21 protein-coding genes are annotated in these 24,398 nt (G+C 70.7%); 8 read left to right on the top strand and 13 right to left on the bottom strand.

From position 1 onward, the window contains the following. Positions 1 to 8: 8 nt before the first annotated feature. From ygfK to tsaD, 7 genes are all read left to right on the top strand, one after another. Positions 9 to 3,290: a putative selenate reductase subunit YgfK gene (gene ygfK / locus BARAN1_RS04485; RefSeq protein ID WP_122031291.1), complete on the top strand. Its 3,282-nt coding sequence runs from the start codon at positions 9 to 11 to the stop codon at positions 3,288 to 3,290. After that, the gene (thrC, locus tag BARAN1_RS04480) at positions 3,283 to 4,530 is read left to right on the top strand and encodes a threonine synthase (protein WP_122031289.1); all 1,248 of its coding nucleotides are present in this window, start codon (positions 3,283 to 3,285) and stop codon (positions 4,528 to 4,530) included. Before ygfK ends, thrC begins: the two co-directional genes overlap by 8 nt. Beyond that, positions 4,527 to 4,988, top strand: a complete 462-nt coding sequence (locus BARAN1_RS04475; RefSeq protein WP_122031287.1) for a (2Fe-2S)-binding protein — start codon at positions 4,527 to 4,529, stop codon at positions 4,986 to 4,988. The genes thrC and BARAN1_RS04475 overlap by 4 nt, the downstream gene beginning before the upstream one ends. Further along, complete coding sequence (locus BARAN1_RS04470; RefSeq protein ID WP_122031285.1) at positions 4,985 to 5,566, top strand: nucleotidyltransferase family protein; 582 nt, start codon at positions 4,985 to 4,987, stop codon at positions 5,564 to 5,566. The genes BARAN1_RS04475 and BARAN1_RS04470 overlap by 4 nt, the downstream gene beginning before the upstream one ends. After that, positions 5,553 to 6,392 (top strand): FAD binding domain-containing protein, encoded by an 840-nt coding sequence (locus tag BARAN1_RS04465; RefSeq protein WP_122031283.1) that lies wholly within the window; start codon positions 5,553 to 5,555, stop codon positions 6,390 to 6,392. The genes BARAN1_RS04470 and BARAN1_RS04465 overlap by 14 nt, the downstream gene beginning before the upstream one ends. 93 nt (positions 6,393 to 6,485) lie before the next feature. Further along, the gene (gene hpt / locus BARAN1_RS04460) at positions 6,486 to 7,049 is read left to right on the top strand and encodes a hypoxanthine phosphoribosyltransferase (protein WP_122031282.1); all 564 of its coding nucleotides are present in this window, start codon (positions 6,486 to 6,488) and stop codon (positions 7,047 to 7,049) included. 51 nt (positions 7,050 to 7,100) lie between these two features. After that, entirely contained in the window at positions 7,101 to 8,102 is a 1,002-nt protein-coding gene (gene tsaD, locus BARAN1_RS04455; RefSeq protein WP_157959472.1) for a tRNA (adenosine(37)-N6)-threonylcarbamoyltransferase complex transferase subunit TsaD, read from the top strand. On the opposite strand, the gene BARAN1_RS04450 is transcribed toward tsaD, so the two are convergent. The 12 genes from BARAN1_RS04450 to BARAN1_RS04395 all read right to left on the bottom strand — a co-directional run bounded on the left by BARAN1_RS04450 (position 8,056) and on the right by BARAN1_RS04395 (position 21,597). Next, complete coding sequence (locus BARAN1_RS04450) at positions 8,056 to 8,649, bottom strand: DUF5317 domain-containing protein (RefSeq protein ID WP_157959471.1); 594 nt, start codon at positions 8,647 to 8,649, stop codon at positions 8,056 to 8,058. The genes tsaD and BARAN1_RS04450 overlap by 47 nt on opposite strands. 161 nt (positions 8,650 to 8,810) lie before the next feature. Further along, positions 8,811 to 10,019, bottom strand: a complete 1,209-nt coding sequence (locus BARAN1_RS04445) for an HD-GYP domain-containing protein (protein ID WP_122031276.1) — start codon at positions 10,017 to 10,019, stop codon at positions 8,811 to 8,813. 459 nt (positions 10,020 to 10,478) lie between these two features. Next, complete coding sequence (locus BARAN1_RS04440; RefSeq protein WP_157959470.1) at positions 10,479 to 12,905, bottom strand: VWA domain-containing protein; 2,427 nt, start codon at positions 12,903 to 12,905, stop codon at positions 10,479 to 10,481. Beyond that, positions 12,905 to 14,560 (bottom strand): VWA domain-containing protein, encoded by a 1,656-nt coding sequence (locus BARAN1_RS04435; RefSeq protein ID WP_162297749.1) that lies wholly within the window; start codon positions 14,558 to 14,560, stop codon positions 12,905 to 12,907. Before BARAN1_RS04435 ends, BARAN1_RS04440 begins: the two co-directional genes overlap by 1 nt. Beyond that, positions 14,557 to 15,423: a DUF58 domain-containing protein gene (locus tag BARAN1_RS04430; protein WP_122031268.1), complete on the bottom strand. Its 867-nt coding sequence runs from the start codon at positions 15,421 to 15,423 to the stop codon at positions 14,557 to 14,559. Before BARAN1_RS04430 ends, BARAN1_RS04435 begins: the two co-directional genes overlap by 4 nt. After that, on the bottom strand, positions 15,420 to 16,391 hold the full coding sequence (locus tag BARAN1_RS04425) for an AAA family ATPase (protein ID WP_122031266.1): 972 nt from the start codon (positions 16,389 to 16,391) through the stop codon (positions 15,420 to 15,422). The genes BARAN1_RS04430 and BARAN1_RS04425 overlap by 4 nt, the downstream gene beginning before the upstream one ends. Beyond that, a complete protein-coding gene (locus tag BARAN1_RS04420) occupies positions 16,388 to 17,737 on the bottom strand; it encodes a hypothetical protein (protein ID WP_122031264.1) in 1,350 nt (449 codons plus the stop codon). The genes BARAN1_RS04425 and BARAN1_RS04420 overlap by 4 nt, the downstream gene beginning before the upstream one ends. Beyond that, positions 17,707 to 18,327 carry a hypothetical protein gene (locus BARAN1_RS04415; protein WP_122031262.1) on the bottom strand — a complete coding sequence of 207 codons (621 nt, stop codon included), beginning with the start codon at positions 18,325 to 18,327 and terminating at the stop codon, positions 17,707 to 17,709. The genes BARAN1_RS04420 and BARAN1_RS04415 overlap by 31 nt, the downstream gene beginning before the upstream one ends. Continuing rightward, positions 18,320 to 19,576: a DUF8726 domain-containing protein gene (locus BARAN1_RS04410; RefSeq protein WP_122031260.1), complete on the bottom strand. Its 1,257-nt coding sequence runs from the start codon at positions 19,574 to 19,576 to the stop codon at positions 18,320 to 18,322. Before BARAN1_RS04410 ends, BARAN1_RS04415 begins: the two co-directional genes overlap by 8 nt. Next, on the bottom strand, positions 19,573 to 20,190 hold the full coding sequence (locus BARAN1_RS04405; RefSeq protein WP_122031258.1) for a tyrosine-type recombinase/integrase: 618 nt from the start codon (positions 20,188 to 20,190) through the stop codon (positions 19,573 to 19,575). Before BARAN1_RS04405 ends, BARAN1_RS04410 begins: the two co-directional genes overlap by 4 nt. Before the next feature lie 215 nt (positions 20,191 to 20,405). Then, on the bottom strand, positions 20,406 to 21,158 hold the full coding sequence (locus BARAN1_RS04400) for an HD domain-containing protein (protein ID WP_122031256.1): 753 nt from the start codon (positions 21,156 to 21,158) through the stop codon (positions 20,406 to 20,408). A gap of 13 nt (positions 21,159 to 21,171) precedes the next feature. Continuing rightward, the gene (locus BARAN1_RS04395) at positions 21,172 to 21,597 is read right to left on the bottom strand and encodes a hypothetical protein (protein ID WP_157959468.1); all 426 of its coding nucleotides are present in this window, start codon (positions 21,595 to 21,597) and stop codon (positions 21,172 to 21,174) included. 103 nt (positions 21,598 to 21,700) lie between these two features. On the opposite strand from BARAN1_RS04395, the gene mutL reads away from it, so the two are divergent. Next, entirely contained in the window at positions 21,701 to 23,350 is a 1,650-nt protein-coding gene (mutL, locus tag BARAN1_RS04390; RefSeq protein WP_122031251.1) for a DNA mismatch repair endonuclease MutL, read from the top strand. 8 nt (positions 23,351 to 23,358) lie between these two features. Here the strand turns inward: mutL and BARAN1_RS04385 are convergent, their stop codons facing one another. After that, positions 23,359 to 24,291, bottom strand: a complete 933-nt coding sequence (locus BARAN1_RS04385) for a hypothetical protein (RefSeq protein ID WP_122031249.1) — start codon at positions 24,289 to 24,291, stop codon at positions 23,359 to 23,361. Between the last annotated feature and the right edge of the window lie 107 nt (positions 24,292 to 24,398).

Raw genomic sequence — 24,398 nt, 5'->3', positions numbered from 1 at the left:
GGCGAGGCATGTCTGATCGGATGAGGGTCCAGCCGTTCGAGGATCTCCTCCGATGGGCCCTCGGCGAGCTCAAGGAGAAGGATGCCATCTTCGGGATCCCGCGGTCCTTGTTCCACGTCCCCCGGGCCGATGCCCCGTACCGCGGGGAGTTCGTCGGCCATCCCCTGGCGACGCCGATCGGCCCCGCCGCCGGCCCCCACACCCAGCTCGCCCAGAACATCGTCGCCTCCTGGCTCTGTGGGGGGAGGTTCATCGAGCTGAAGACGGTGCAAGCCAACGACGAGCTCCAGATCCCCCGCCCGTGCATTGACATGGCGGACGAGGGGTACAACGTGGAGTGGTCCCAGGAGCTCAAGCTCGACCAGTCCGCGGGCGAGTACGTGAAGGCCTGGGTCCTCATCCACGTCCTCCACCACGCCCTCGGGTTCCCTGGCCCGGTGGGGACGGTGTTCAACATGAGCGTGGGCTATGACCTTGAGGGGATTCGGAGCCCGCGCATGGCCGCGTTCATGGACCGCCTGACCGATGCGTCGCCGGAGATCGCGGAGTTGCGCCGGACCCTGCGGAGGAACTTCCCGCGTTTCGCCGAGATCGAGATCCCATCCCGGATCACGGACAACGTGACCCTGTCCACGATGCACGGCTGCCCACCTGACGAGATCGAGAAGATCGGGCGTCACCTCCTCGTGGAGCGGGGCCTCCACACGTTCGTCAAGCTGAACCCGACCCTCCTCGGCAAGGAGGAGGTGCTCGGGATCCTCCATGATCGCCTTGGGTTCCGGGAGATCGCGATCCCGGACCGCGTGTTCGGCCATGACCTTCCGTACGACCGGGCGGTGGAGCTCATCACGGCCCTCGACGGAGTGGCCGGCCGGGAAGGGCTGACCTTCGGGGTCAAGCTCTCCAACACCCTGGCCATGGCCAACCACAAGCGAACCCTTCCCGGGGACGAGGTCTACATGTCCGGGCGGGCCCTGTACCCGATCACGATGGCCCTCTTCCGGCGCCTCGCCCGGGAGTTTGAGGGCGATCTCGCCGTGTCCTACGCTGGAGGGGCCGATAGCGTGAACGTCCCAACGATCCTCGCCTGTGGGGCCCGCACCGTCACCGCGGCGTCCGACCTCCTCAAGCCAGGGGGGTACGCCCGCCTCGGCGGGTGGCTGGAGAACCTGGAAGGGGCAATGCGCGCCCGCCGGGCGCGGAACCTGGACGAGCTGGCGCAGAACAAGCTCGCAGCCCTCGATCGGGCCGCGGAGGAGGCCCTCGCCGCGCCGCGGTACCGGAAGGGCTACTTCCCGGACGGCTTGCCCAAGGTCACGTCGGGGCTCGCCCTCTTCGACTGCATCACCGCCCCGTGCACGGAGGCGTGCCCGATCGGCCAGGACGTCCCGAGCTACGCGTGCCGCATCGCCCGCGGCGCAGCCGGGGAGGCTCTGGCGGGGATCCTGAACCAGAATCCCCTCCCCGGCGTGACGGGCTACGCCTGCCCCCACCCCTGCGAGCGCCGCTGCACGCGGAATAACTACGAACAGGCGGTAGGGATCCGTGCCCTGAAGCGGTTCGCGGTTGAACGGGGGGGGGCCCCCGTCCTCCCTTCGCCAGCGCCCGCCACCGGCCGCAAGGTGGCGATTGTGGGGAGCGGTCCATCCGGGCTCTCCGCGGCGTACTTCCTTTCCCTGAGCGGGGTTCGCGTCACGGTGTTCGAGAAGGACGGCGAACCAGGGGGAATGCTTCGCCTCGCCCCGCCGTTCCGGCTTCCGCGGTCGGTGGTGGGAGCGGACATTCAACGGATCCGGGACCTCGGGGTGGAGATCGTCCTCGACCACCCGGTCGCGGGGCCACCGGAGGGGCTCCTCGATGACGGGTTCGCCGCGGTGTATGTGGGGTGCGGGTTCCAAGGGGAGGCGAAGCTTGGGATCGCGGGCGAGGAGGGGGAGGGGGTGTGGGGAGCCCTCTCCTTCCTCCGTGCCGTGGCCGCAGGGAGGGAACCCGCGCTCGGCTCCCCCGTCGTTGTCATCGGAGGGGGGAACACGGCGATGGACGCGGCGCGGACCGCCCACCGCCTGACTGGGCAGCCGGTGACCGTCCTCTACCGCCGCAGCCGGGCGGAGATGCCCGCCGAGTGGGAGGAGGTGGAGGACCTCCTCGCCGAGGGGAATGCCCTCCTCGAGCTCGTTTCCCCCGAGCACATTGTGCGCCGCTCCGGCCGGGTGGTGGGGGTGGCCTGTGTGAGGACGACCCTCGGCGCGCCCGGGCCAGACGGACGGCGGAGCCCAATCCCCGTTCCGGGAAGCGGATTCGAGGTCCCGGCGGGGGCGGTCCTCGTCGCCGTGGGCCAACGCCCGGAGATGGGGTTTCTCGCTGGGAGCCGGATCCAAATTGGAAAGGACGGGCGAATCGCCGCCGATCCGGAGACGGGGGCCGCCGGGCCGACGCGCGTGTACGCGGGAGGGGACGCGGTGCGGGGCCCGGCGACGATCGTCGCGGCCTGTGCCGACGGTCGGCGCGCGGCGGCCGCGATCTGCCGGGAGATCGGGATCCCGTTCCGGTCATGGCCGGCCCCAAGACTGACCCTCTCCCGGGACGAGATGGGACGGGCCAAACGGGCGCGGGCGCGGATCCTCCCCCGCCGCAGTCCGGCCGTGCTCCCGCGGGAACGGCGCACGGGGTTCGACCTCGTCGAGGCGACCCTCGGCGCGGAGGAGGCGCGGGCTGAGGCGAGCCGCTGTGTTCAGTGCGCGACGTTCTGCGACAAGTGCGTCGAGGTCTGCCCGAACCGAAGTAACCTCGCCTATGCGGTGGACCCCCTGCGGTGGGCGCTCCCCGTCCTCGCCTGTCGCCACGGCACGCTCGTGGCCGTGAGGGAGGAGGCGTTCGAGGTCCGGCAGGGGCGGCAGATCGTCCACCTGGACGACCTGTGCAACGAGTGCGGGAACTGCGCCACGTTCTGCGTCCACAATGGGAAGCCGTACCGCGATAAGCCCCGCCTGTTCCTGGACGAGGAGGCGTTCGCCCGTGACGCAGGTCCCGCCTTTTTCATCCGCCACGGGTCGGTCCGCCGTCGGGAGGGAGGGATCGAGTCCACCCTCGCGGTGGAGGAGGGGGGGATGATGTTCGAGGACCCCTTCGTGACCGTGGCCTTCACGCCGGACATCCGCGTGCGGGAGCAGACCCTGAAGCAGCCGTTCTCCGGGGAGAGGTCGCTGCGGCCGGCCGCGGAGATGCTCGTCCTCCTCCGTGGGGTGACGGGCTCGCTTTCGTTCCTGATCCGAGGGGGGGCCGATGGGTGAACCGATCGCCTTCCGCTGCCTGACCTGCGGGCGGGAGTACGCGCCGTGGACCGTGGATCACGTCTGTCCCCGCTGCGGAGCGGTGGCCGGCGCGCTCGACGTCCTCTACGACTACCGCGCCCTCCGTCGGCGCCTCGATCCGAGGGCGTTCGCCGCGGGGCGACGGTTCTCCCTGTGGCGGTACGAGCCCCTCCTCCCCCTCGCCGCGGAGTACGGTGTACCGTTGCGGGCGGGGTGGACGCCGCTCTACGCCTGCCCCACCCTCGCTGCAGAGCTCGGCCTCGGTTCCCTGTGGGTGAAGGACGATACGGCCAACCCCACCGCCTCGTGCAAGGATCGGGGCACCGCGGTCACGATCGCCGCGGCGCGGATGCTCGGGCGGGGGGCGCTCGTGTGCGCTTCCACCGGGAACGCGGCCACGTCCACCGCCGGGTTCTGCGCCGCGGCGGGGATCCCGTGCTCCATCTTCGTCCCCCAGGCTGCCCCCCGGGCCAAGCTCGCCCAACTCCTCGCGTTCGGGGCGACCGTGTTCCCGGTGGAGGGAACGTACGACGAGGCCTACGGCCTTGCGGTCCAGGCGGCGGACCGGTTCCGGTGGTACAACCGTTCCGACGGGCAGAACCCGATGGTCGTCGAGGGGAACAAGACGGGAGCCCTCGAGGTGGGGGAGGAGCTGCACTGCGACCTGCCCGACTTCGCCCTCGTCGCGGCGGGCGACGGGGCGGTGGTGGCGGGGATCGCCAAGGGGTTTCAGGAATTGGTCAAGGTGGGGCTTGCCGAGCGGGCGCCCCGGGTGTACGGGGTTCAGGCGGCTGGCGCGGCGGCGATCGCCCACGCCTTCGCCCGCTACCGGGAGGGGAAGCCGGTCCTCCCCGCCGCGGAGGGAGCGGAGACGATCGCCGACTCGATCCGCGTCGGGAACCCCCAGGACGCCCTGCGCGCCGTGCTCGCCGTTGCGGAGACAGACGGAGGGTTCGTGACCGTGACCGACGAGGAGATCGTGGCCGCGGGGCAGGAGTTGGCCCGCCGGACGGGGGTGTTCGCGGAGCCATCTGGGGCCGCCCCCTACGCCGGGCTCCTCCGCCTCCTGCGGGAGGGGACGATCCCCCCCGGCTCCCGCGTCGTCCTGTTCGTGACTGGCTCCGGCCTCAAGGATCCCGAGGGCGCCCTGCGGGGGGTGGAGATGCCACGGGCCATCCCGCCCACGCTCGCCGCGGTGGCGAAGGTGGTGGAGGGATGACCCTCTCGTTCCGCGTGAACGGCCGCCCGGTCACGGTGGACGTGCCGCCGGGGAGGCGGCTCCTTGACCTCCTCCGCGAGGACCTCGGCCTGACGGGGACGAAGGAGGGGTGCGGAGAAGGGGAGTGTGGGGCATGCACGGTGCTCGTGGATGGGAAGCCTCGCCTTTCCTGCCTCACCGCGGCGATCCAGGTGGAGGGGAGGGATGTCCTCACCATTGAGGGGCTCGCCGCCTCCGGCCAGCTCCACCCGTTGCAGGAGGCGTTCCTCGCCACCGCGGGCGTTCAGTGCGGGTTCTGCACGCCGGGGTTGATCATGGCCGCCCAGGCCCTCCTCGCGGAGAACCCCTCCCCGACCGCCGACGAGGTCCGGGAGTATCTGTCCGGGAACCTGTGCCGGTGCACGGGGTACGAGCAGGTGGTGGAGGCGGTGCTTCGGGCGGCGGAGCGGAGGCGATGACCGGGGTCGTGCTCGCCGCGGGGGAGGGACGACGGATGGGGCGCCCCAAGCTCCTCGTTCCCGTGGAGGGCCGGCCACTCCTTTCGTGGGTCGTGGACCTCGTGGAGCGGCTTCCCGTGGACGAACGCCTGATCGTCCTCGGCGCGGAGGCGACCGCCATCCGGGAAGCGTTCTTCTCCTCCCGGGGAGAGGGGGCTCACCTCCCCTGGCACCTGGTTGTGAACGAGGATTGGCACGACGGGATGGGGAGCTCCCTCCGCCGGGCGGCGGAAGCGGTGGCGGGCGGGATGCTCGTGTTTCTGGGGGATATGCCGTGGGTCCCTGAGGCCGCGGCGCGGGCCGTCCTCGGCCGGGCGGGGGATCGTCCGGTTGCGCCCGCCTACCGCGGACGCCGGGGGTTCCCCGTCTACCTCCCTCCCTCCCTGCGGCCCGCCCTCCTCCAGCTCTCCGGGGACCGCGGGGCGCGCGGCCTCGTGGGGGACTGCGAGGTCATCCCGTGGGACGATCCGGGCGTGGTCCGGGACGTGGACGCTCCGGAGGATCTCCCGGGGAGGGTGAGGGATCGTGGGCCTGCCTGAGATCGTCCAGCCGCGGGACCTTGCGGACGCCGTCCGCCTTACCGGCGAGGGGGGCAAGCCCCTCGCTGGCGGAACGGACCTTTTCGTTCGCCTGCGGAAGGGCGCCGAACGCCCACCGTTCCTCGTCTACGTGGGGGAGCTCCCCGAGCTCCGCGGGATCCGCACGACGGAGGGTGGGGTCGAGATCGGGGCCGCCGCGACCCACGCCGAGATCCTCTCTGCCCCAGCCACGGCCCAGCTCCCGATCCTCAGGCTCGCCCTCGGCACGATCGGCTCCCCCGCCCTTCGCCACATGGGAACCCTGGGGGGAAACGTCGCCAACGCCTCTCCGGCGGGGGATGGGCTCATCCCCCTGTACCTCCTCGGGGCGCGGGTGAACGTGGTGGGACCAGCTCGGGAGCGGTCGTTGCCCGTGGAGGAGTTCGTCCTCGGCCCAGGGAGGACCGCCCTTCAACCGGGGGAGCTCATCCGTTCCCTCGCGATCCCCCTGCCGCAGGACGGGGCCCACCCCTATTTCCGCAAGGTGGGGAGGAGGCAGGCCCTCCTCATCGCTGTGGCCTCGCTGGGGGCCCTGGTGTGGGTGGAGGACGGGGCGGTTCGCGAGGCGCGTCTGGCCCTCGGGTCGGTGGCGCCCACCGTGCTCCGGCCGCGGGAGGTGGAGCGGGCGCTCGTGGGACGCCCGCTCACGGTGGAGGCGTTGGCTGAGCTCCGCGATGCCCTCTCGTCCGCGGTGCGACCGATCTCCGATCTCCGGGCCTCGGCCGACTACCGGCGTCGCGTTTCCGGGAACCTCCTCATCGACCTCTCGTCCCTCGCGAGCGGTTGACGGGTGGAGCGCGACCGCGGTAAGCTGGGACCCTCCCCGTTCGGAATCTGGCGGGGAGGGTGTTCCTCGGGAGGGCACGTGGAGACAGCGTGGATGGACAAGATCGAACGGGTGGTGATCTCGGCGGACGAGATCGCCCGGAGGGTGCGGGACCTCGGGCGGGAGATCGCCGCCGACTACCGGGGCGGCGCAGGGCGGGATCCCCGCCGCCGACCGCTCCTCGTGGTGGGGATCCTGAAGGGGGCGATGCCGTTCATGGCTGACCTCATCCGCGCGCTTGACCTCGCGATCGAGTACGACTTCATGGCCGTGTCGAGCTATGGCAACGGCACGAGCCCCGGCGAGGTGCGGATCCTGAAGGACCTCGACTGTGCGATCGGCGGCCGCGATGTGCTCCTCGTGGAGGATATCGTGGACACGGGCCACACCCTGCACCACCTCCTCGCTGGCCTGTCCGCCCGTGGACCGGCCACCCTCCGCGTGTGCACCCTCCTCGACAAGCCGCACCGCCGGGAGGTCGAGGTGACGGTGGACTACGTGGGGTTCGTCCTCCCGGAGAACCTGTTCGTCGTGGGATATGGGCTCGACTATGCGGAGGTGTACCGCAACCTCCCGTTCGTGGCCATCCTCAAGCCGGAATGCATCCGTGACGGGTAACAAGCCTTCGCGAACTGCGTGGACCGTTCCCGGATCACCGATCCCCCGACCATGATCGCCCTCGGTATCGAGACCTCCTGTGACGAGACGGCGGTGGCGATCCTCCGGGGAGGCGACGAGATCCTGGCGAACCTCGTCTACTCCCAGACCGACCTCCACGCCCGCTATGGGGGGGTGATGCCGGAGGCGGCGTCGCGGGACCACTTGCGCAAGCTGCCGTCCCTCGTCGCGGAAGCCCTCGCCACGGCGGGGATCGGCTGGGACGGGATCGAACTGGTCGGGGTGACCTACGGGCCGGGCCTCGTCGGCCCGCTCCTCGTGGGGATGTCCCATGCCGCGGGGATCGCCGTGGCGCGGGACGTGCCCCTGATCGGGGTGAACCACCTCGCCGCCCACCTCTTCGCCCAGCGCCTGAGCGAGCCGGCAGCGGGGCCACCGTTCCTGGGGCTCGTCGCCTCCGGGGGACACACCCTCCTCGTCCGGGTGCGGCAGTGGGGGGACTACAAGGTCGTCGGTGGGACGCGGGACGACGCGGCGGGGGAGGCGCTCGACAAGGTGGGGCGCCTCGTGGGCCTGGGGTACCCCGCCGGGCCGCGGATGGACGAACTGGCCCGCCAGGGAGATCCCACCGCGGTCGCGTTCCCCCGACCGATGATCGGGTCGGGCCTCGACATGAGCTTCGCCGGCCTCAAGACCGCAGCCGTGTACTGGCTGCGGGATCACCCGTCCACGCCTGTCCCCGACCTGTGCGCAAGCTACCTCGAGGCGGTGGTGGACGTCCTCGCGGAGAAAGCGGTCCAGGCGGCGCGGAGGCTTGAGCTCACACGGATCGTGGTCGTGGGGGGCGTTGCTGCCAACCGTCGGTTGCGGGAGGTCCTGCCCCTACGCGCCGGCGAGCGCGGGATTGAAGTCGCGTTCCCTCCTCCGGCGCTGTGCACGGACAACGCAGCGATCGTCGCCGCCTGCGCCCACCATCGGTTCACCGCGCTCGGTTGCCCCGGCTCCCTCACCCTGGTGCCGGATCCGAACCTGTCCCTTGATGGTTGGGTCTAGCCCGGTTGACCATGCGCCGGGCGAGGAGCACGGCCAACCCCAGGCCTAGGACGATATCTCCGATGCTGAACGCTGAGGCGAGGGGGACCCCCCCCGGGAGGTAGAGGAAGTCCCCGAGGAAGTTGAGGCGCGTTCCCTCGCCCATGAGGATCGTGTTTCCCGACCGGCCTCCTTCCTGGAGGGCGGCCGCCACCTCGGACAGCCCGGCCCGGTCGAGGGCCGTCGCCGAGGCCGGCATGTATCCCCCGTTGGCGGCGACCACGATCAGGTTGAGGGCCAGCCCCACCCCCATGATGAGGAACTCCGAGTAGCGGCGGTTCAGTCCGATGAATGCCGCAAGGGAGGCATAGGAGACGAGGTGGAGGTAGGCTGTGCCCCCGGGGATGAGGGGGCCCCTGGTCCCCACGGGAAAGATGAGGACCTGGATCAAGAGGGCGATGAGGATCAACCAGGGAGCGCGCAGCCTGAGCTGGCCGAGGTTCGCCAAGTTCCCTCGGCGGATGAGCCCGGCCACGATCCCGATCCCGACGGCCCAGAGGAGCGGCATCCCCTCATCCCGCGGTCCCCGCCGCGGCCTCCTCTCTTCGAGCTCGGGAACATCGCACCTCGTGAGCAATGGCGTCTGAGCTGACGGGCCGTCCCACCGGACCGTCGGTGGGCACGAGGCGTGCTGGTCGGGGTTCCCCTGGGCGAGGCACGCGACGCATCTCAGTTCACGACCGTGAGGAAGAGGTCCACGAGCTTGGGATCGAGCTCCTTCTCCGCCATGGCCTTGAGGATCGTGCGCGCCTCGTCTGCGGTGTAGGCTGGGCGGTAGGGGCGGTCGGTGGTGAGGGCGCTCCACACATCGGCCACGGCGATGATCCGCGACCCCAAGGGGATTTTCTCCCCGCTCAGCCCATCGGGGTATCCCCCGCCATCCCAGTGCTCGTGCTCGTGCCGCACGACATCCGCGATCTCCTCGTAAATCTCTAGCCCCTGGAGGAGTTCCGCCCCGACGACGGGGTGGCGCTTCACCAGTGCCCACTCCTCCGCGGTGAGCTTCCCTGGCTTGAGAAGGATGCTGTCCGGGATCGCGATCTTGCCCAGATCGTGGACGCGGGCTGCGGCCTCGACCTGGTCCACCACTTCATCCGGCAGCCGCAGCTTCCGGGTCAGTTTCACGGCGAGCTCGGCCACGTTCGCAGAGTGGGTCCCGGTGTAGAAGTCACGTTCCCCGACGATCCGGGTGATCCTCTCGAACGCCTCCTTGGCTTGCTGGCGCAGCCGTGCGTAGCTGCGGATGGAAATCTGGACGACCATGAGCGGGCTCCCCACGAGGAGCACGTACCATGGGGAGAGGGGGTACACGATCGCCATCAGGATCGCTAGTACTCCCAAGGTTAGGAACTGAACGTGGAGATGACGAAGGTCGAACCGGAGAAGGTAGGTGAAGCGCACCCCCTCCGTGAGGTGGAGGATCATCGCCACGAGTGACGCATTGACAATGTCGTAGGTCAGGAACGCCACCACCAGAGGGATGAAGTCTGTCCCGGAGGCGTAGGGCGGAGGAGCTCCACCCATAGCTTCGAGGACGAGGCCCGCCGCCGTGACCGAGATCATGAGTTGGCCGAGGTTGAATCCGACAAAGGTGAAGAACTTCCCCGGCCCCCGGGCCAGCTTGTTCCACCGCAGAAGAACCTCAGCTGCCAGCGACCCGACGCATAACGTCGCGATCCCTAGTGGAGCTCCGCCGATGAAAACGGCGGCGGCGCCAACCGATACAGCCACTGACGTCCTTCTCTCCGGGATCAACTCCACCTCGTAGATCTCGGCAAGGAAGTCGACGACCACAAGCAAGATCCAGGTCAGGGCAAACTCGGAAGTAAGCTTGATTTGACTCAGGTAGAAGACGCAGCATACCAAGCCTGCCGCCACAACCAGACCCCAATATACGCGGGCTTTCCGAGGCAAAGCTGTCACCCTGGGAGCCTAGAAAGAAGTAAGGGGGGTCACCACCCCCCCTGGCATCAACCTGGGTTACCTGTGACCTTGTAGGCTACCCTACCCCCACTTGTGGTGAGCCCCGCTCAGGATGGCGAGGAGCGTAATGGCAAGAACAACGTACAACCCACGAACGCCCAGCCTCTGCGTAACCTTCTCTCCCCACTTCATCGTTTCCTCCTTTAGATCGCGTTGTATGCCTGCACTTGAACGATCTCCAGACGCTGTGAACTCCCACAAGCTAATTGGTTCTACTCTCAACCCCCTTTTTGTGACTTTCGTTACCCGTGGTTGAGATCATACAGCGGACGATGCCGGATCGTCAAATGGTGGGTTGCCGCAGCCGTGGCTTCACAGCCGAGCGTGGGGGGACGTAGGCCAGAAGGTCCGTACCTACACGAGAAGTTTGCGCAATGCGAGATCGAGGAGGAGGGAACACGCCGCTGCCCAGAGGAGGGCCCGGCCGATCGGGGTCCACGCTCGCCCCGCCCCCGATGAGGGGGGGAGGAGCTCGTCGCGCACGAACTCGCCCCCTGACAGGCGCGCGATCGTACTCAGGGCGTCGAGGTCGGGACCGAACGCGGCGAGCTCGGCCGAGTAGGGGAGGACGACCGGGAACGACCCCCCGTAGCGGCCGGAGGGCTCGCTCACCGTGAGGAGGTACGCCCCGGACCCAGGGGTAGCGAGGGAGGCCTCGTACCGCCCCGGTGCGACCTGCTCGAAGGAAAGCGACCACGATCTGCGGGGACCGACGAGCTCGCCAGTGAGCTCGAGGCGGTTCGTCCACCGCCCGCCCTCGGCCGCCTCCACCCCCAGGCGCAGGGTCGGCCCGACGACCTCCCAGTCCACGCGCACGCGCTGCCGCTCGCCCCACAGATGCCCAAGGAGGAGGCCCCACAGCTCGCCGAGCTGGGGGGAGCGGAGCCAATCCCTCGTCCAGATCCCAGACATGTCAGCGTTGAGCACCGCCACCTGCCCGAGGCCGACCCGCCAGCGGGCGAGGAGGGGATCGCCGGCGGGCGAGAGGAACGCGACGTCGGCGGTGGGCTTGGGGAAGGTGAGGGTGTAGCCGGCAAGGGGGGGGAGCTCCCCCGATAGAGGGAACGCGGTAGCCCCCGGTCCGGGGAGGACGGCCGTCTCCCGCTCCATGAACCGGGGGCGGGACACGCGCTCCGTCTCCTGCACGAGCACCGGCCGGAGATCGGTCATCGCCGCCAGTTCATAGGACCGCCCCCCACTCACCTCGGCCAGCGTGCGGAGGACCTCAGGATCGGGATCGGTCCCGATGGCGATCGTCGTCACGCCGACCCCCGTTTCGCTCACCTCTGCGAGGAGCGCGCTCAGGGCGGCCTCGTCGCGGATCGTCTTCCCGTCGGAGATCACGATCGCGTGGCGGACGCGGGCCTCGAGCGGGAGGAGGGCCTTCACCGCCTGGTCGAGGGCGGTGAACAGGTATGTCCCCCCGTCTGCGGTCAGCCTGCGCAGCCCCTCAAACAGCTCCTCGCGGACCTCGGACACGGGGCCCGGGCGCACGATCCACTGTGGATACCGGTCGAATGCGACCGCACCGACGATGTCCTCCCCCGGCATTGCCTCCACCGCGGCCGCGGCGGCCTCTTTGAGGAGGTCGATCTTCGTCGCGCCTCCGGCCTGGGCGGACATCGAGCTAGACCGGTCGAGGACGAACACCACCGCTGCCGTCGCCTCCTGGACCCGCTCGGGGACGGTGTAGGTCACGGGAAGCAGTTCCTCGACGGGGCCGAGGTAGCCGGCCACGGCCTGGCGACCCTGGATGACGAGGAGCCCGCCCCCCCCGGCGACGTACGACCGGAGCGCGTCGAGGGTGCGGGTGCCGAGGAGCGCGAGGGGGTAGTCGTCGAGGATCACCAGCCCCGCTCCGGCCAAATCCTCCACCGCGAGGGCCTCCCGCCGCCGGAACGTGAGCCCCGCCGCGGTGAGGAGCTCGTCGGTCGCGGTCGGACCCAACCCAACGACGACGATCCCCGGCGGCTCGCCCACGGCTACCCCCCACGGAAGGGCGTTGTTCTCAGGGATCCGATCGCCGTTCGCCCTCACCTCCACCCGGTAGCTCCAGAACCCGGCCTCGGGGGGCGCATCGGCCAGGGAGAGGCGCGTCCGCCCGGCAGGGAGGTCGAGGGGAATGGCCCGGATCTCCTCACCACCCCGGTAGAGATGGGCCGTGGCCGCGGTCGGCTGCGAAGCCTCGACCGTGGCGGCGAGGGCGATCGTCCCCAGCGGCGCCTCGCGGGGACCCGTGAATTCAGCCAACCGGACGAGGTCAGTCTGGCCGACGGAGCAGACGTGGATCGGAACCCGTTGGCTGCGGGCCCGCGCCGCAGCGGCGAGGAGGTCCCCCCCTGTCGCGCGGCCGTCGGACAGGAGCACGATCTGCGCCCCAGCGGGGGCCAGGGCGAGCGCGAGGTCCACCGCCGCCCCGATGTTGGTCCCGAACGACGAGAACGCTCCCCCGTTCGGGATCTCGCCCACCCCCGGCCACTGCGAAACCTGGGACCCGTCGGCGAACGAGATCACCCCGACCTTCCCCCCGCGGGCGAGGACGGAGGAAGTGAGCTCGGGGAGGGCGTTCGTTGCCTCCTCGCCCACGCTCGCCGATCGGTCGACGAGGAAGAGGACCGTCTCCCCGGTCTGGCGGACGGCGACCTCCGGGCCGGCGAGGGCGAGGGCGAGGAGGGCGAGCGTCACGGCCCGTCCGAGGAGGGCCCGCCGGCGGAGGGAGAGGATGAGCACGACTACGGCCGGCACGAGCCCAGCAAGGGCCCACGGGGTGAGGAAGCGCATCAGACCCCCCTCCGCCGCGCCAGGCCCCACTCGGCAGTGAGGACGAGGAAGGCCGCCGCCCCGAGCCACGGCCAGGCGGTGAGATCAGCCAGGGTCTTGGATATGGGGACCGCGGTGGGAACCGCAACCCGGCCGGGGAGGGACTCTTCGTACGGCACGTTCACGGCGATCACCTCCCGCCGCGCCCCGCGGAGCTCGTACAGCCCAGGTCGGTCGGGGATCCACACCCCACTCACCGGGCCGGCTGGGGTGCTCACCTCCGTCCCCGGCGGCAGTTCGATCGCTTCCCCCACGACGAGGGTCGGCCGCGGCCGGTAAGGCAGGAGCCAGGTAACCACGTTCCGGAGGAGGATCGGGAAGTCCACCGTCAGGGGGAGGTTGGACCGGGGGAGGTCCAGGGTGAGGAGGACCCGGCGCCCGTCGGTGCGTTCCCAGTGGCTGAGGGCCGGGGCATCCCCCGCCCACAGGTCCACGGTCGCGTCGGGGGGGAGGGTCAGCGGATGCACGGCGCTGGCACGGAACTCCTCGGGGACGACGTGGCGGAGGAGGGGCGATGCCTCGCCCCGGATCGGCCCGGCCGGCTCGGGTTCGCCGAGGGAGGCCTCGGGAGAGCCCGCCCCGACGAGGAGGAGGGGCCCGGGCGGGGCAACGGGCAACTCGGTCCGCACGGCCACGGTGAGATCCCAACCCCCGGAGCCGACCCGTTCTACGGGGACCGCCGCCTGCAGGGCGGCCCACAGGTAGCGGTCCTCCTCGCCCACCCACCGCACGCGGACCGTGGCTCCTCCCTCAAGGGCGGCGTAGCGCACGTTGTCCCATGGGAACCCATCTTCGGGGAGGAGTTCGGCACGGAGCGAGGTCTGGACGAGCCCGATCTGGAACACGAACCGATCCTCGGACCCCGGCGAGAGGAGCCGCGACCCGAGGTACGTCCCCGCACCGGTGTGGACGGCCACCTGGACATCCTGGTACCGGTCCGTGTCATTGCGGACCCGCACCAGGGCCTCGTACCCCGACCCGTCGGGGGTTGAGCGGGCCGCGAACGCGACGATCGCCAGGTTGTCCAGGGCGGGGAGGGCGACGATCTCCACGCCGGGGTCGGGAAGCGGGTCATCGGTGATGACGACGGTGCGGCCGAACCCGCTGGGGAGGAGGGCAAGGGCCTCGCCGAGGGGCGGTCGGGCGCCAAGGGTGGGGCGGTACGCGCCAAGGAGGGCGAGGACCTCCTCGCGGTTCGCGGTGCGCGGGACGAGGACCCGCGGCGGGTCGGCCCACACCACGACCGACCACGGGCCAGAGGAATCCCCGATCAGCCGCCGGGCCTCAGCCAGTGCCGCGTCGGCCCGGCCCGTTGCGGCCATCGACGCTGAGCCATCGAGGACGATCGCCGTCGCCCCGGCGGTGCGGGGGACACGGACGATGGGGTGGGCGAGGCCGACCGCGAACAGGGTCACCGCGAGGAGTTGGAGGAGGAGCAGGAGGTCGAACCGGGCGCGCAGCCGTGCCATGCGGCTCGCCCGATCGGGGGGGATCCTCTCCCACAGGAACAGGGCGGACACGGGCTCCTCCCGCTCCCGCCGCCGGAGGAGGTACAGGGCGACCACGACCAGCCCGGAGGTGAGCCAGGCCCATCCCCACGGAAGGAGGAAGCTCACCGGCCCCACCCCGCGAGGACGGTCAACGCGGCCTCGACCGGCGCGGCATCGCTCCGGAACAGGAAGTAGGCCATGCGTAGCTCCCGACATGCTGCGGCCAGTCCCTCGTTCCACTCCCGGAGTGCCGCGCGGTAAGCGCGGGCTGCGCCTGCCCCGAGGACGAGGGATTTCCCGCGGTGGGTCTCCACGTCGCGGAGCCGCACCTCCCCCCACCGGGGCGGATCGAGATCGGCCGCGGACAGGACCTGCACCGAAGCCACGGCATGTCGGCCGTGGCGGAGGGCGAGGAGCCCATCCCGGTACCCATCCGGACACAGGAAATCGGAGATGAGGACGCACAGGCCTGGCTCAGGCCCTAGTTCGGCCCACGCGGCGAGGGACCGGGGGAGGTCGGTCTCGCCCGCGGCGGAAAGTTCCATGAGGGACTGGAACGCGGTGGAGAGGGCAACCCTCCCCCGGCGCGGTGCCGGGGTGGCGACGAGCGCGTCGCGGAACGGGTAGATCGCGAACCGGTCCTGGCCGCGGTAGGCGACGAACGCGAGGGCCGCGGCGAGGCGCCGTGCGAACGAGGCCTTGTTGCCCTCCCCCATCGAGCGGCTTGTGTCGAGGAACAGGTACAGAGGTGCCTCCACCTCGTGGGCGAAAGTCTTCGTCACCAGCCGCCGGTGGCGGGCGTACACGGCCCAGTCGATGAGGCGGAAGTCGTCCCCCGGTTGATAGGGGCGGTAGTCGGCGAACTCTACGGATGTCCCCTTGCGCCGTGCGAGGTGGCCACCGGGGAGGGTTCCCCCCGGCCGGCGGAGGGTGATCCGGGCCCGCGCCAGGGCCCGCAACTCGGACGGGGAGAGGGGGCCATCGGTCATGGCACGCGGACCGCCCGGGCCGCCTCATCCACGAGCTGGCCCGCCCCGACGCCGTCCGCGTCGGCGCGGAAGTTGGGGATGACCCGGTGCACAAGCGCCGGCCGCAGCGCAGCCTGGATGTCCTCCACCCCCACGTGGTGCCGGCCGGCGAGGAACGCCCGCCCCTTGGCCCCCAGGATGAGGGCGAGGCCCCCCCGGGGGCTCGCCCCGTACTGGACGTAGCGCCGCACCGCCTCCGGCGCGGTGGGGCTCTTGGGATGGGTGGCGAGGACGAGGGCCGCCGCGTACTCCATGAGCGGCCGTGGCACAGGGTACTCCGCCACCACGGCCTGGGCGCGCCGCACGGCGTCCGCGGAGAGGATGGGCTCGGGAAGGCGGATCCCCACGCCCTCCGTGTTCCGACGCACGATCTCCACGAGCTCCCCCTCGTCGGGGAACCCCACCTCGGCCTTGAACAGGAACCGATCCACTTGGGCCTCGGGGAGGGGGTAGGTCCCCTCCATCTCGATCGGGTTCTGGGTGGCGAGCACGGTGAACGGGTTCGGCAAGGGATGGGTCTCCGTGCCGATCGTGGCCTGTCCCTCCTGCATCGCCTCCAGCAAGGCAGATTGGGTCTTCGGCGTGGCTCGGTTCACCTCGTCGGCGAGCACGACGTGGGCGAACACGGGCCCGGGCAGGAACCGGAATCCGTCCCCGGAGAACACGTTCGTGCCCACGATGTCGGCCGGCATGAGGTCGGGGGTGAACTGGATGCGGGAGAAGGATAGACCGAGCGCGCGGGCGAGCGAGCGCACGAGGAGGGTCTTCCCCAGCCCCGGCACCCCCTCAAGGAGGACGTGTCCCCGGGCGAGGAGCGCCCACAGCGCGATCTCGACGACCTCCTCCTGGCCCACGATGACGCCTGCAATCTTCTCCCGGAGAAGGCAAAATGCCTCCCGGGCCTCGATCAAGTCTCGTTCTGTGATCACGGGTTCCCTCCAATGAGCTCGAAGTAGCGGCGGACGAGGCTCCGCAGCTCGGGGGGGATCCCCCGCGCCCGGAGGGTCACCTCCACATCCTGCGGTGTGAGCGCGGGGGGGGCGTTCCCGGCACTGGGGGAAGGCTCCCCGGGGATCCCGGGGACGATGTACGCCCGCATCTCCCCCTCCCCTCCCACCACCACGTTCGGCTCCTCTTCGCCGGGGGTGGGAGCCCAGTCCCCGGTCGGGCCGGACTCAACCGGCCCGCCGCCGACCGTCCCCGGGAAGTCGGCTCCCTCCTCTCCCCCCGCGAACGGATCGCTCCCATCGAGCTCCGCGTCGCGGGGGGCGGGCGGGCCCGCCACCGTTTTCTTCCCCTCCGCCGAGCCCCCCGTCGTCGTGCCCGAGCCAGCTCCGGCAACTGGAGCGTCGCTCAGTGCCCCCGTGGGTTCGTGCTCCCCGTCCTCGCTTGCTCGGTCCGCCGCGGCGAGCACCGCGGCCACGGCCTCCTCGGCCTCGCAGGCCGGCGCCTCCCCCCCCTGGTCGAGGAGCTCGCTCAGCCGCTCGCGGAGATCGGGCCGTGCCACCTGACGGGCCAGAGGCGCGAGCTCCGCTCGCTCGGAGGGGGATAGCCCACCCGGCGCGGCCGCGGCGATCCGCTCCGCGAGCTGGCGAAGAAGGCCCTCCTCCTGAGCGAGCCGGGCCGCCACCTCGTCCCCGGACAACCCGCCCGTCAGGGCGTCCTCCAGCCCGAGGATCGAGGCGAGGAGGTCGTGATACGGGGAGTACGCGGGGATCTCCGCCTGAGCTGGGTAGACCGCAGGGGATTCCATGACGGGGGGCGGGGCCTCGCCTGCGGCCTCGTCCGGAGGGGGCACGGTCCCAACCACTTCTTCCGCAGCGGGCGCCGCCGCCTGCGGCGGAGCTCCCGAGAGGGGGGAGGCGAACCCCACCGCAACCGCGAGGGCCACGACGAGCGCGGAGGCCCCGTACTCCACCGGTCCGGCGAGGAGCCGCCACCCCCGGGGATGGGCCGCGACGATCTCCGCGCAGAGCGGGCCTGCCAGGGGGGAACTACCGCGCTCGATCACAACGTCGAGCGCGGCGAGCCGTTCCCCGACCCCGAGCTTGCGTCCCACCTGGAGGAGGAGCCGTTCCCAGGGTAGGGGCCAGCCCCACCCCACCGCCGCCAGGGCCGGGACGGCAAGCCACACCACGGTCGGCAAGGACCGGCCGAGGAGGCGGCCGGCGAGGGCCGCCCCAAGGACGAGCGCCACCGCCACCAAGCCCGCCCGGAGCCCGTTGCGGGCCCGGACCCATCGTCTCACGCACCGGAGGATCGCCCGTTCGTCCATAACCACGCTCCCAGCGCCCCGGCATCGAACGCCGCGTACAGGGCGAGCCCCCCCCATCCGCCCCCCGTGCCCGCCCACAGCCCGCCGATCGCGGGGATGGGACTGATGGGGAGACCGGCGCCGGCCGGGAGGACGATGACAGCGAGGAGGGCCCCGTACTCGAGCACAAACCGAAGCCCCTCCCAGTGTACAACCGCCGCTGCACCGTGGCCAACCAGCGCCCAGGCCAGCCCGTAGGCGTACAGGAAGCCGAGGATCGCCGCGAACTGCGGCCAGGGGAGCCCTGCCTCCACCCGATGGACGAGGAGGAACGGCAGGACGAGCACCAACCCGAACCCGACCAGTCCTCCCAGGCGCGCGGCCCGCCGGGGAGGTCGGTACGCGCCGTACCCCCGCTCCGCCTCCCCGATCTCCAGGGCGAGGAACCCGATGAGGAACGCCACCGCATGGGGAAGGAACGGTCCCCGCATCAGCGGGCCGAGGGCCGCGGGGGCGGACTCCGGCCAGAGGATCGCCGCGGCGAACGCACTCCCGACGAGGATGACGAACGCATGGTATGGATTAGTGAGGTGCTCGGACAGGCTAGCCATCGGGCTCCCACCTCAGCCGGTACTCGTACCGCGCAGCGCCCCCCTGGCGCTCCGCGATCCGCTCCGTGTACACAAGGTCCCCCGCGCGGGCGACCGGTCCCACCGCGGCGAGGAGCGGAGCAAACCCAGCGTCGACCGCCACGCTCCCCACCACGTGCCGGGTCCCGCCGGCGGCCCACGCCCGCCCATACCTCCATAGGATCATGGTTTGTCCCGGATTCGCCGCAACGATGGTCCGTGGCCCATCGGGTCCCCACGCCCACTCGATATCCATCCCTGACCGTTCCGTTCCCGGAGGAACCCGCTCCACCCACCACCCCGAAACCTCCTGGATCCCCTCCCGGATGGGGACGATGACGAGCGTATCATAAGAAAAGCGTGAAACATCACGTGAGGAAAGCGAGTATAGTAGCATTGTTATCGCTTGTGGGGATCCGAAGAAAAGTGGATAAAACAGGGAGAACGCGAGGACGACGGAGATGAGGGCGGCCATCCCCCACGGCCGGCCGCGGCGGGAGAGAGGTGGAAGCGCAAACCCTAGCGCGATCAGGTAGAGCACGGTTCCCCCGATGAGGAGGCCCCGCGGGGGGGGACGGGGGCCATGGCGCGCCACGGCGTCGGCGAGATCCGCCGCCGATAGCGACGGGATCACAGTTGGGGTCTCCCCGTCGCGGACCAGGCCGCCGCCGAACGCGGCCCACGCCGCGAGTGCCTCCGCCGCGGGAGCGGACACCGCGGCTCCTCGGGTTAGGCGGACTTCCGAAAACGGGCTGAGGAGGAACGGGTCCTCGGGGAGGTCCTCCGGGGCGAGGGCGATCATCGGCCCTCCCGCGGGGTACGCCACGACCGACCCCACGGTCGCAATCGGCTTCTCCACCATCAACCGGAGGGGGAGCGTGGCCCGCGCGAGCTCCGTTCCATCTTCCTCGACGACCACCGTCACCGGCGCGGAGCCCGCCTCGACCGGCCACGGGAACGCGAACCGTGCCCGGCCCCCCGGAGCGAGGAGGAGCGGGGCCCGCAGCCGCTGCATCCCCGCGCCCCGCCACCCCGATCCCACACGTTGTTCGACGCGGAGCGTGGCGGAGAGGACGGAGCTCTTGCCGTTCGTCACCGTGATCGTGAGCGGGTTGACCTCGCCCAGCACCGCCTGCCCCTGCCATCCCACCTCGCCCCCCACCTGCACCTCTGCCCAGCCCGGCTGCGCCACGGCTACCGCACAGAGAACGGTCCAGGCGAGCCAAGTCATTGTGGGAGGCCGTTCACCGCTTCCAGCGCGTCGGATGACAGGACGTCAGCGTAGACCTGGGTCGTGCGGATCGAGGCATGACCGAGCTGCTTCTGGACGAGGCGGAGGTTGAACCGGGATGCCCGGTAGAGCATCGAGGCATAGGTGTGGCGACAGGAGTGGATCGTGAACCGCGACGGGAGGTCCACGGCGCGGGCCAACCGCTTGAACATGAGGTAGACCGCCTGCCGGGTGAGGGGGCCTCCGCGGGGGGAGAGGAAGAGGAGGTCCTCCGGCCCCACCGGTTCCCCCGCCGTCCGCTTCCACGCGATGTACTCGCGGAGGTGGTCGCGCAGGGCCTGGCCGATGTCCACCCCACGCTCCTTGCCGCCCTTGCCGCGGCGGACGATGATCGCGGAGTGCCCGGGCTCGAGGAGGAGATCCCCGATCCGCAGGGCGACGATCTCCGACACGCGCAGCCCGGCATCGAGGGCCACGTGAAGGATTGCCCAGTCCCGCACCGGTCCCTTGTGCCCGTTGCGGCGGGCTGCGTCTGCTTCCCGCCGGGCATGGGCCTTCAGCCGCCGGACCTGGTCCGGGGTGAGGAAGTCCTCCTGCGTGAGCTCAAGCGGCATCGGCACCCCTCCTCAGACTTTACATTTGGAACATCGCACTTTACATAAGGGCGACCGGCCTGTCAAACCGTGCCCGGAACGCCGTCCTGGGGTGGGGCGACTTGACAAAAGGGGCCTTTTGTCAAGTGCCCCGCCCAGAGGGCCACAGCGGCCGCCCATCGACCGGCGCGGGTCTTTCCCCGTCCCCCCGCCCGCGGAGGCCCGTTACGGCCCCCTCAGTCGAGGGTGTACCGGTCGATGATCTTCTTCTCCTCGCCCTCGATCTCCGCCGACACCTCGATGTACTCGCGCAGCCCCGAGGTCATGAGCTTCTCCTTGAGGAGGCTATCGAGCTGGAAGATCCCCGCGGAGTTCGTCATCCGCACGTGGATGTGGACCGGCTTCTCCCTCCCCGGCTTGATCTCTACCTTCTCGATGGCGAGGGCGGACACACTGTGGATCGTGGGCTCACCGACCCGGAACGGAATCCGGGCACGCCCCTTTTCCATGTCGAGGGCATCCGCGACCTTGAGGACGCCCCCCTCCACGGTGAGGGGACGCACGGCAGCGCGGTGGGCCCAGATGGCGTGCATCGTCTCAGCGAGGAGCACCGTCCGTACCGGCTCGTCGTAGATCCCCGTGAGGAGCTCATCGAGGAGGGTTGGCGCGAGGATCATCGAGAACAGCTCGTGGTCGGCGCGGTGAATGGCGTGGCCCACGTCGTGGAGCGCGGCCCCGAGGAGGACCACCACCTGCGCTTCCTCGTACCCGAGCCCGTGGTCCGTCACCCCCAGCCTGACCCCTGCTCCGTGGAGGAGCTCCAGGATCCGCAGCGCGATCCGGGTCACGATCCGGACGTGGGTTGGCCCGTGGTCGTTGATCTTGAGGCGGTCGATCGCGGTGATGTTCGAGCACGCGGACAGGGTCCGCAGTCGCTGCGACCGGGCGATCGCCTCCTTCACCTGAGCAAGTTTCGTCTCGCTGGTCATGGGAGCATTGTCCCTACCGCCACCGCTCCCACCAGGCCGGGGGCGGACCACTGCGGTGGGATGCGGCCTCCAGGGCAGCGACCCGCTGCGCGAGCTCGCGCACCTCGGCCGCGAGGTGTTCCACCAGCGCCGCCCACCCCGCCTCCTCCGTTTGGTTCGGTTTAGCCTCACGGTGGGCAAGTGTTGACGAACCGGCCGAGATCTTCTCGTCGTCCCTCTGCGTCTTGTAGCGCAAGAGGTTGGACGCTTCGGTCAGTGTATGCCCGGTTTCGCACAACGCCTGGAGGTCGCGGAGGAGGCGAAGGCCTTCCTCTGTGACGAGGATCTGGTTGTTGGGGCCGCGCCGGAGCGAGCCCAGGAGGAGGTCTCGGATCGCCTCGATCCTGTTCCGGACCTGGTTCTCGGTCGAAAGCCCCAGCAGTGGGACCAGCTCGGGCACGGTATGCATCTGATTTGCCTCCTTTTGTCCTGTCTTGGGCGGAGGGTAGCGCTGACCGGCTGCCGTGGCAACCGGGGGCCACGGGGAGTAGCCTTGCCCCGCAATGCCCATTCGGCGGTTGGAGGAGGCGGTGATCCGCAAGATCGCGGCCGGGGAAGTGGTGGACCGCCCGGCCTCGGTGGCGAAGGAACTTGTGGAAAACGCCCTCGATGCCCGCGCGGGGCAGATCGCGGTGGAGTTCGAGGGTGGGGGGATCGACCTCCTCCGCGTGGGCGACGATGGTGTGGGGATGGCCCCTGACGAGATGCGGATCGCCATCGAGCGGCACACCACGAGCAAGCTCACCACGGAGGAGGATCTCCGCCACATCCGCACCCTTGGGTTCCGCGGCGAGGCGTTGGCCGCGATCTGCGCCGTCGGCCGGGTGACGCTCGCGTCGCGCCCGGCTGGGGGGGAGGAGGGCCACGAGATCCGGGTCGAGGGGGGGCTCATCACGGGGGCGCGGCCTGTGGCGCGGCCGGTGGGGACGACGGTCGAGGTGCGGGATCTATTCTGGAACGTTCCCGCGCGGCGCCAGTTCCTCGATTCCCCGCCGGCCGAGGCGCGGCGCCTCCTCTCCACCCTGCGCCGGATCGTGCTCGCCCAGCCCGAGATCGGGTTCGCCGTGCGCTCCGCAGGCCGCCCTCTCCTCGACGTGCCCCCGGCGCGGGATCCGTCCGTGCGCATTGGGCACGTGTATGGGGAGGCGTTCGCCTCCCAGCTCGCCCCCGTGGAGATGGACGAGCCGGGGCTGCGGTTGCGGGCGTGGTTCGGCCCGCCGGAACTCGCCCGTCCGACGCGGGTGGATCAGCACCTGTTCCTCTCTGGACGCGCCATCCGCCCCGGCGTCCTCGCCCTCGGGGTGGCGCAGGCCTACGCGCGCTACGTCCCTCGGGGGCAGCACGCGGCGTTCTTCCTCTACCTCGAGGTGGACCCCGAGCTGGTGGACGTGAATGTGCACCCCCGGAAGGAGGAAGTGCGGTTCCGATCAGAGCGGGCGGTGATGGATCTCCTCCGACGGGCTGCCCTGCGCGCCCTCGGCGGGCGGGGGATGCCGGAGCGGCCGGGTGCGGGGGAGCCAAGTGGGGGGCTCGTGCCCTCCGCGCAGATCGGTCCCGCGGTCCCCCTCCTCGCCCCGCCTGTCGGCCCGGCCGGTCAACCGTGGCGGGTGGTGGGGCAGGCCCAGGCGAGCTACATCGTCGTCGAGGGAGCGGACGGCCTGGAGATCGTGGACCAACATGCGGCCCACGAGCGCGTCCTGTTCGAGCGAGCTGACACCGGGTCCACTGTCCCGGCCCAGGAGTTCCTCGTCCCGGTGCAGATCGAGGTCCCGTTCGATCGGGCGGAGGCGCTGCGCCGGGCGCTCCCGGCCCTCCGCCGCCTGGGGATCCACCTGGAGGCGTTCGGGGAGCGGGCGTTCCTCCTTCGCGGCTGGCCGGCGCCGCTCGCCGAGCGGCAATCGCGGCTTGGGTTCCAGGAGCCGATTGGAGCGGTGGCCGAGCGACTGCTGGACGGGGAGCCGCCCCTCGTTGAGCTATGGCGGGAAGTGGCGTGCGCGGCGGCGATCCGGGCTGGGGAGCCGCTGCCCGCCGCGGAGCAGGAAGCGCTCATCCGCGACTGGAAGGCGACCGAGGAGCCAGCACGGTGCCCGCACGGCCGCCCGGTGGCGGTCCGGCTGGAATGGACCGACCTCGCCCATCGCCTCGGCCGTTAGCGGACCGGTCAGCGGATCTCAAGGGAGAGGGTGTAGGGGAAGCGGGAACCCGCCTCCCGGCAGGAGAGGACAATCTGCCAGGCCCCGGTCGCGTGGGCCCGGTATTCCAACCCGAGCCACGAGCTCCCCTCGATCTCCCCCACCTTCCGTCCGCTGGGATCGAGGAGGGAGAGCGCACACGGGGACCCCGTCTCGATGTGCACAGTGATGATCTCGCCCGCCCGCAGGTTGACCCGGTACACGCCCTTCCCGTTCAGCGTCGCGTACGGTCCCGCCCACCCCAACGACCCACGGTAGGTCCCGGGGGCGAGGAACGGCGCCGACTCGGCGGCGTTGGAATCGGGCAGGGTCCGGGTAGGGGAGACTTCCGTCGCCATCCCGGCGGCCACCACCTCGTCCTGTCCTCCCCCTTGTCCGTTCGGGGTCGCGGCGGCGAGGACGGGGGAGAGCCCTCCTCCTGGCCCCACCGAGATCCGAACCGAGGTTGGATGGATCCCTAACGGAATCCCCGCCTGGGAACCGTCCAGCCGCACCGTGAGGCGCGATCCGAGCCCGATCTCCCGCCGGGAGAGGAAGAGCTGGCCGAAGTACAGCGCGTGCCCCCCCTCCCACTGGATCCGCTGGAGGCGGGCCACCCACAGCCGACCCCTCTCCGCTGCGGTTCCGATCTGGAACCGGACCTCGATCTCCGCGGGCGCACTCCCGTTCGGGAGGGAAAGGCAGAGGAACGCCTCGACCGCGATGTGGGAATCGCCACCGGTAGGGAGACTGAGGAAGTCCCACTGGGCCCCGCACTGCGGATTAAGCCAGTACCAATCCGCATACCTCTCCCCACTGGTCCAGAACCCCTCCGCGGGGAGGGCCATCCCATAGCCCATCGCCCCCGCTACCCCGAGCAGCCCACCCAGTACCGCGAGCTTCCACGTAGAGGTCCCAACCATGGCCTTGCGAGTGTCGGGTTCCGGGCTGGGGGGGCCAACGTCCGGTGTACTCGGGGGGGTGGATGTAGGTTACCTCGCTGCGGCCTCCCGTCCGCGCCGCAGGCGGT

This window comes from Candidatus Bipolaricaulis anaerobius (assembly GCF_900465355.1).
GTDB lineage: Bacteria > Bipolaricaulota > Bipolaricaulia > Bipolaricaulales > Bipolaricaulaceae > Bipolaricaulis > Bipolaricaulis anaerobius.
The sequence above is the reverse complement of the archived record's forward strand: the minus strand, read 5'-3'. Positions and strand labels throughout refer to the sequence as shown.

Bases quoted from the DNA above. Each gene is read 5' to 3' on its own strand.
- mutL (WP_122031251.1), top strand. From the start codon at position 21,701: ATGCCCATTCGGCGGTTGGAGGAGGCGGTGATCCGCAAGATCGCGGCC.
- hpt (WP_122031282.1), top strand. From the start codon at position 6,486: ATGGACAAGATCGAACGGGTGGTGATCTCGGCGGACGAGATCGCCCGG.
- BARAN1_RS04470 (WP_122031285.1), top strand. From the start codon at position 4,985: ATGACCGGGGTCGTGCTCGCCGCGGGGGAGGGACGACGGATGGGGCGC.
- BARAN1_RS04415 (WP_122031262.1), bottom strand. From the start codon at position 18,327: ATGGCTAGCCTGTCCGAGCACCTCACTAATCCATACCATGCGTTCGTC.
- BARAN1_RS04405 (WP_122031258.1), bottom strand. From the start codon at position 20,190: ATGCCGCTTGAGCTCACGCAGGAGGACTTCCTCACCCCGGACCAGGTC.
- BARAN1_RS04440 (WP_157959470.1), bottom strand. From the start codon at position 12,905: ATGCGCTTCCTCACCCCGTGGGCCCTTGCTGGGCTCGTGCCGGCCGTA.
- BARAN1_RS04385 (WP_122031249.1), bottom strand. From the start codon at position 24,291: ATGGTTGGGACCTCTACGTGGAAGCTCGCGGTACTGGGTGGGCTGCTC.
- BARAN1_RS04430 (WP_122031268.1), bottom strand. From the start codon at position 15,423: ATGACCGATGGCCCCCTCTCCCCGTCCGAGTTGCGGGCCCTGGCGCGG.
- BARAN1_RS04420 (WP_122031264.1), bottom strand. From the start codon at position 17,737: ATGGACGAACGGGCGATCCTCCGGTGCGTGAGACGATGGGTCCGGGCC.
- BARAN1_RS04410 (WP_122031260.1), bottom strand. From the start codon at position 19,576: ATGACTTGGCTCGCCTGGACCGTTCTCTGTGCGGTAGCCGTGGCGCAG.
- BARAN1_RS04400 (WP_122031256.1), bottom strand. From the start codon at position 21,158: ATGACCAGCGAGACGAAACTTGCTCAGGTGAAGGAGGCGATCGCCCGG.
- BARAN1_RS04450 (WP_157959471.1), bottom strand. From the start codon at position 8,649: ATGCCGCTCCTCTGGGCCGTCGGGATCGGGATCGTGGCCGGGCTCATC.
- BARAN1_RS04475 (WP_122031287.1), top strand. From the start codon at position 4,527: ATGACCCTCTCGTTCCGCGTGAACGGCCGCCCGGTCACGGTGGACGTG.
- tsaD (WP_157959472.1), top strand. From the start codon at position 7,101: ATGATCGCCCTCGGTATCGAGACCTCCTGTGACGAGACGGCGGTGGCG.
- ygfK (WP_122031291.1), top strand. From the start codon at position 9: ATGTCTGATCGGATGAGGGTCCAGCCGTTCGAGGATCTCCTCCGATGG.
- thrC (WP_122031289.1), top strand. From the start codon at position 3,283: ATGGGTGAACCGATCGCCTTCCGCTGCCTGACCTGCGGGCGGGAGTAC.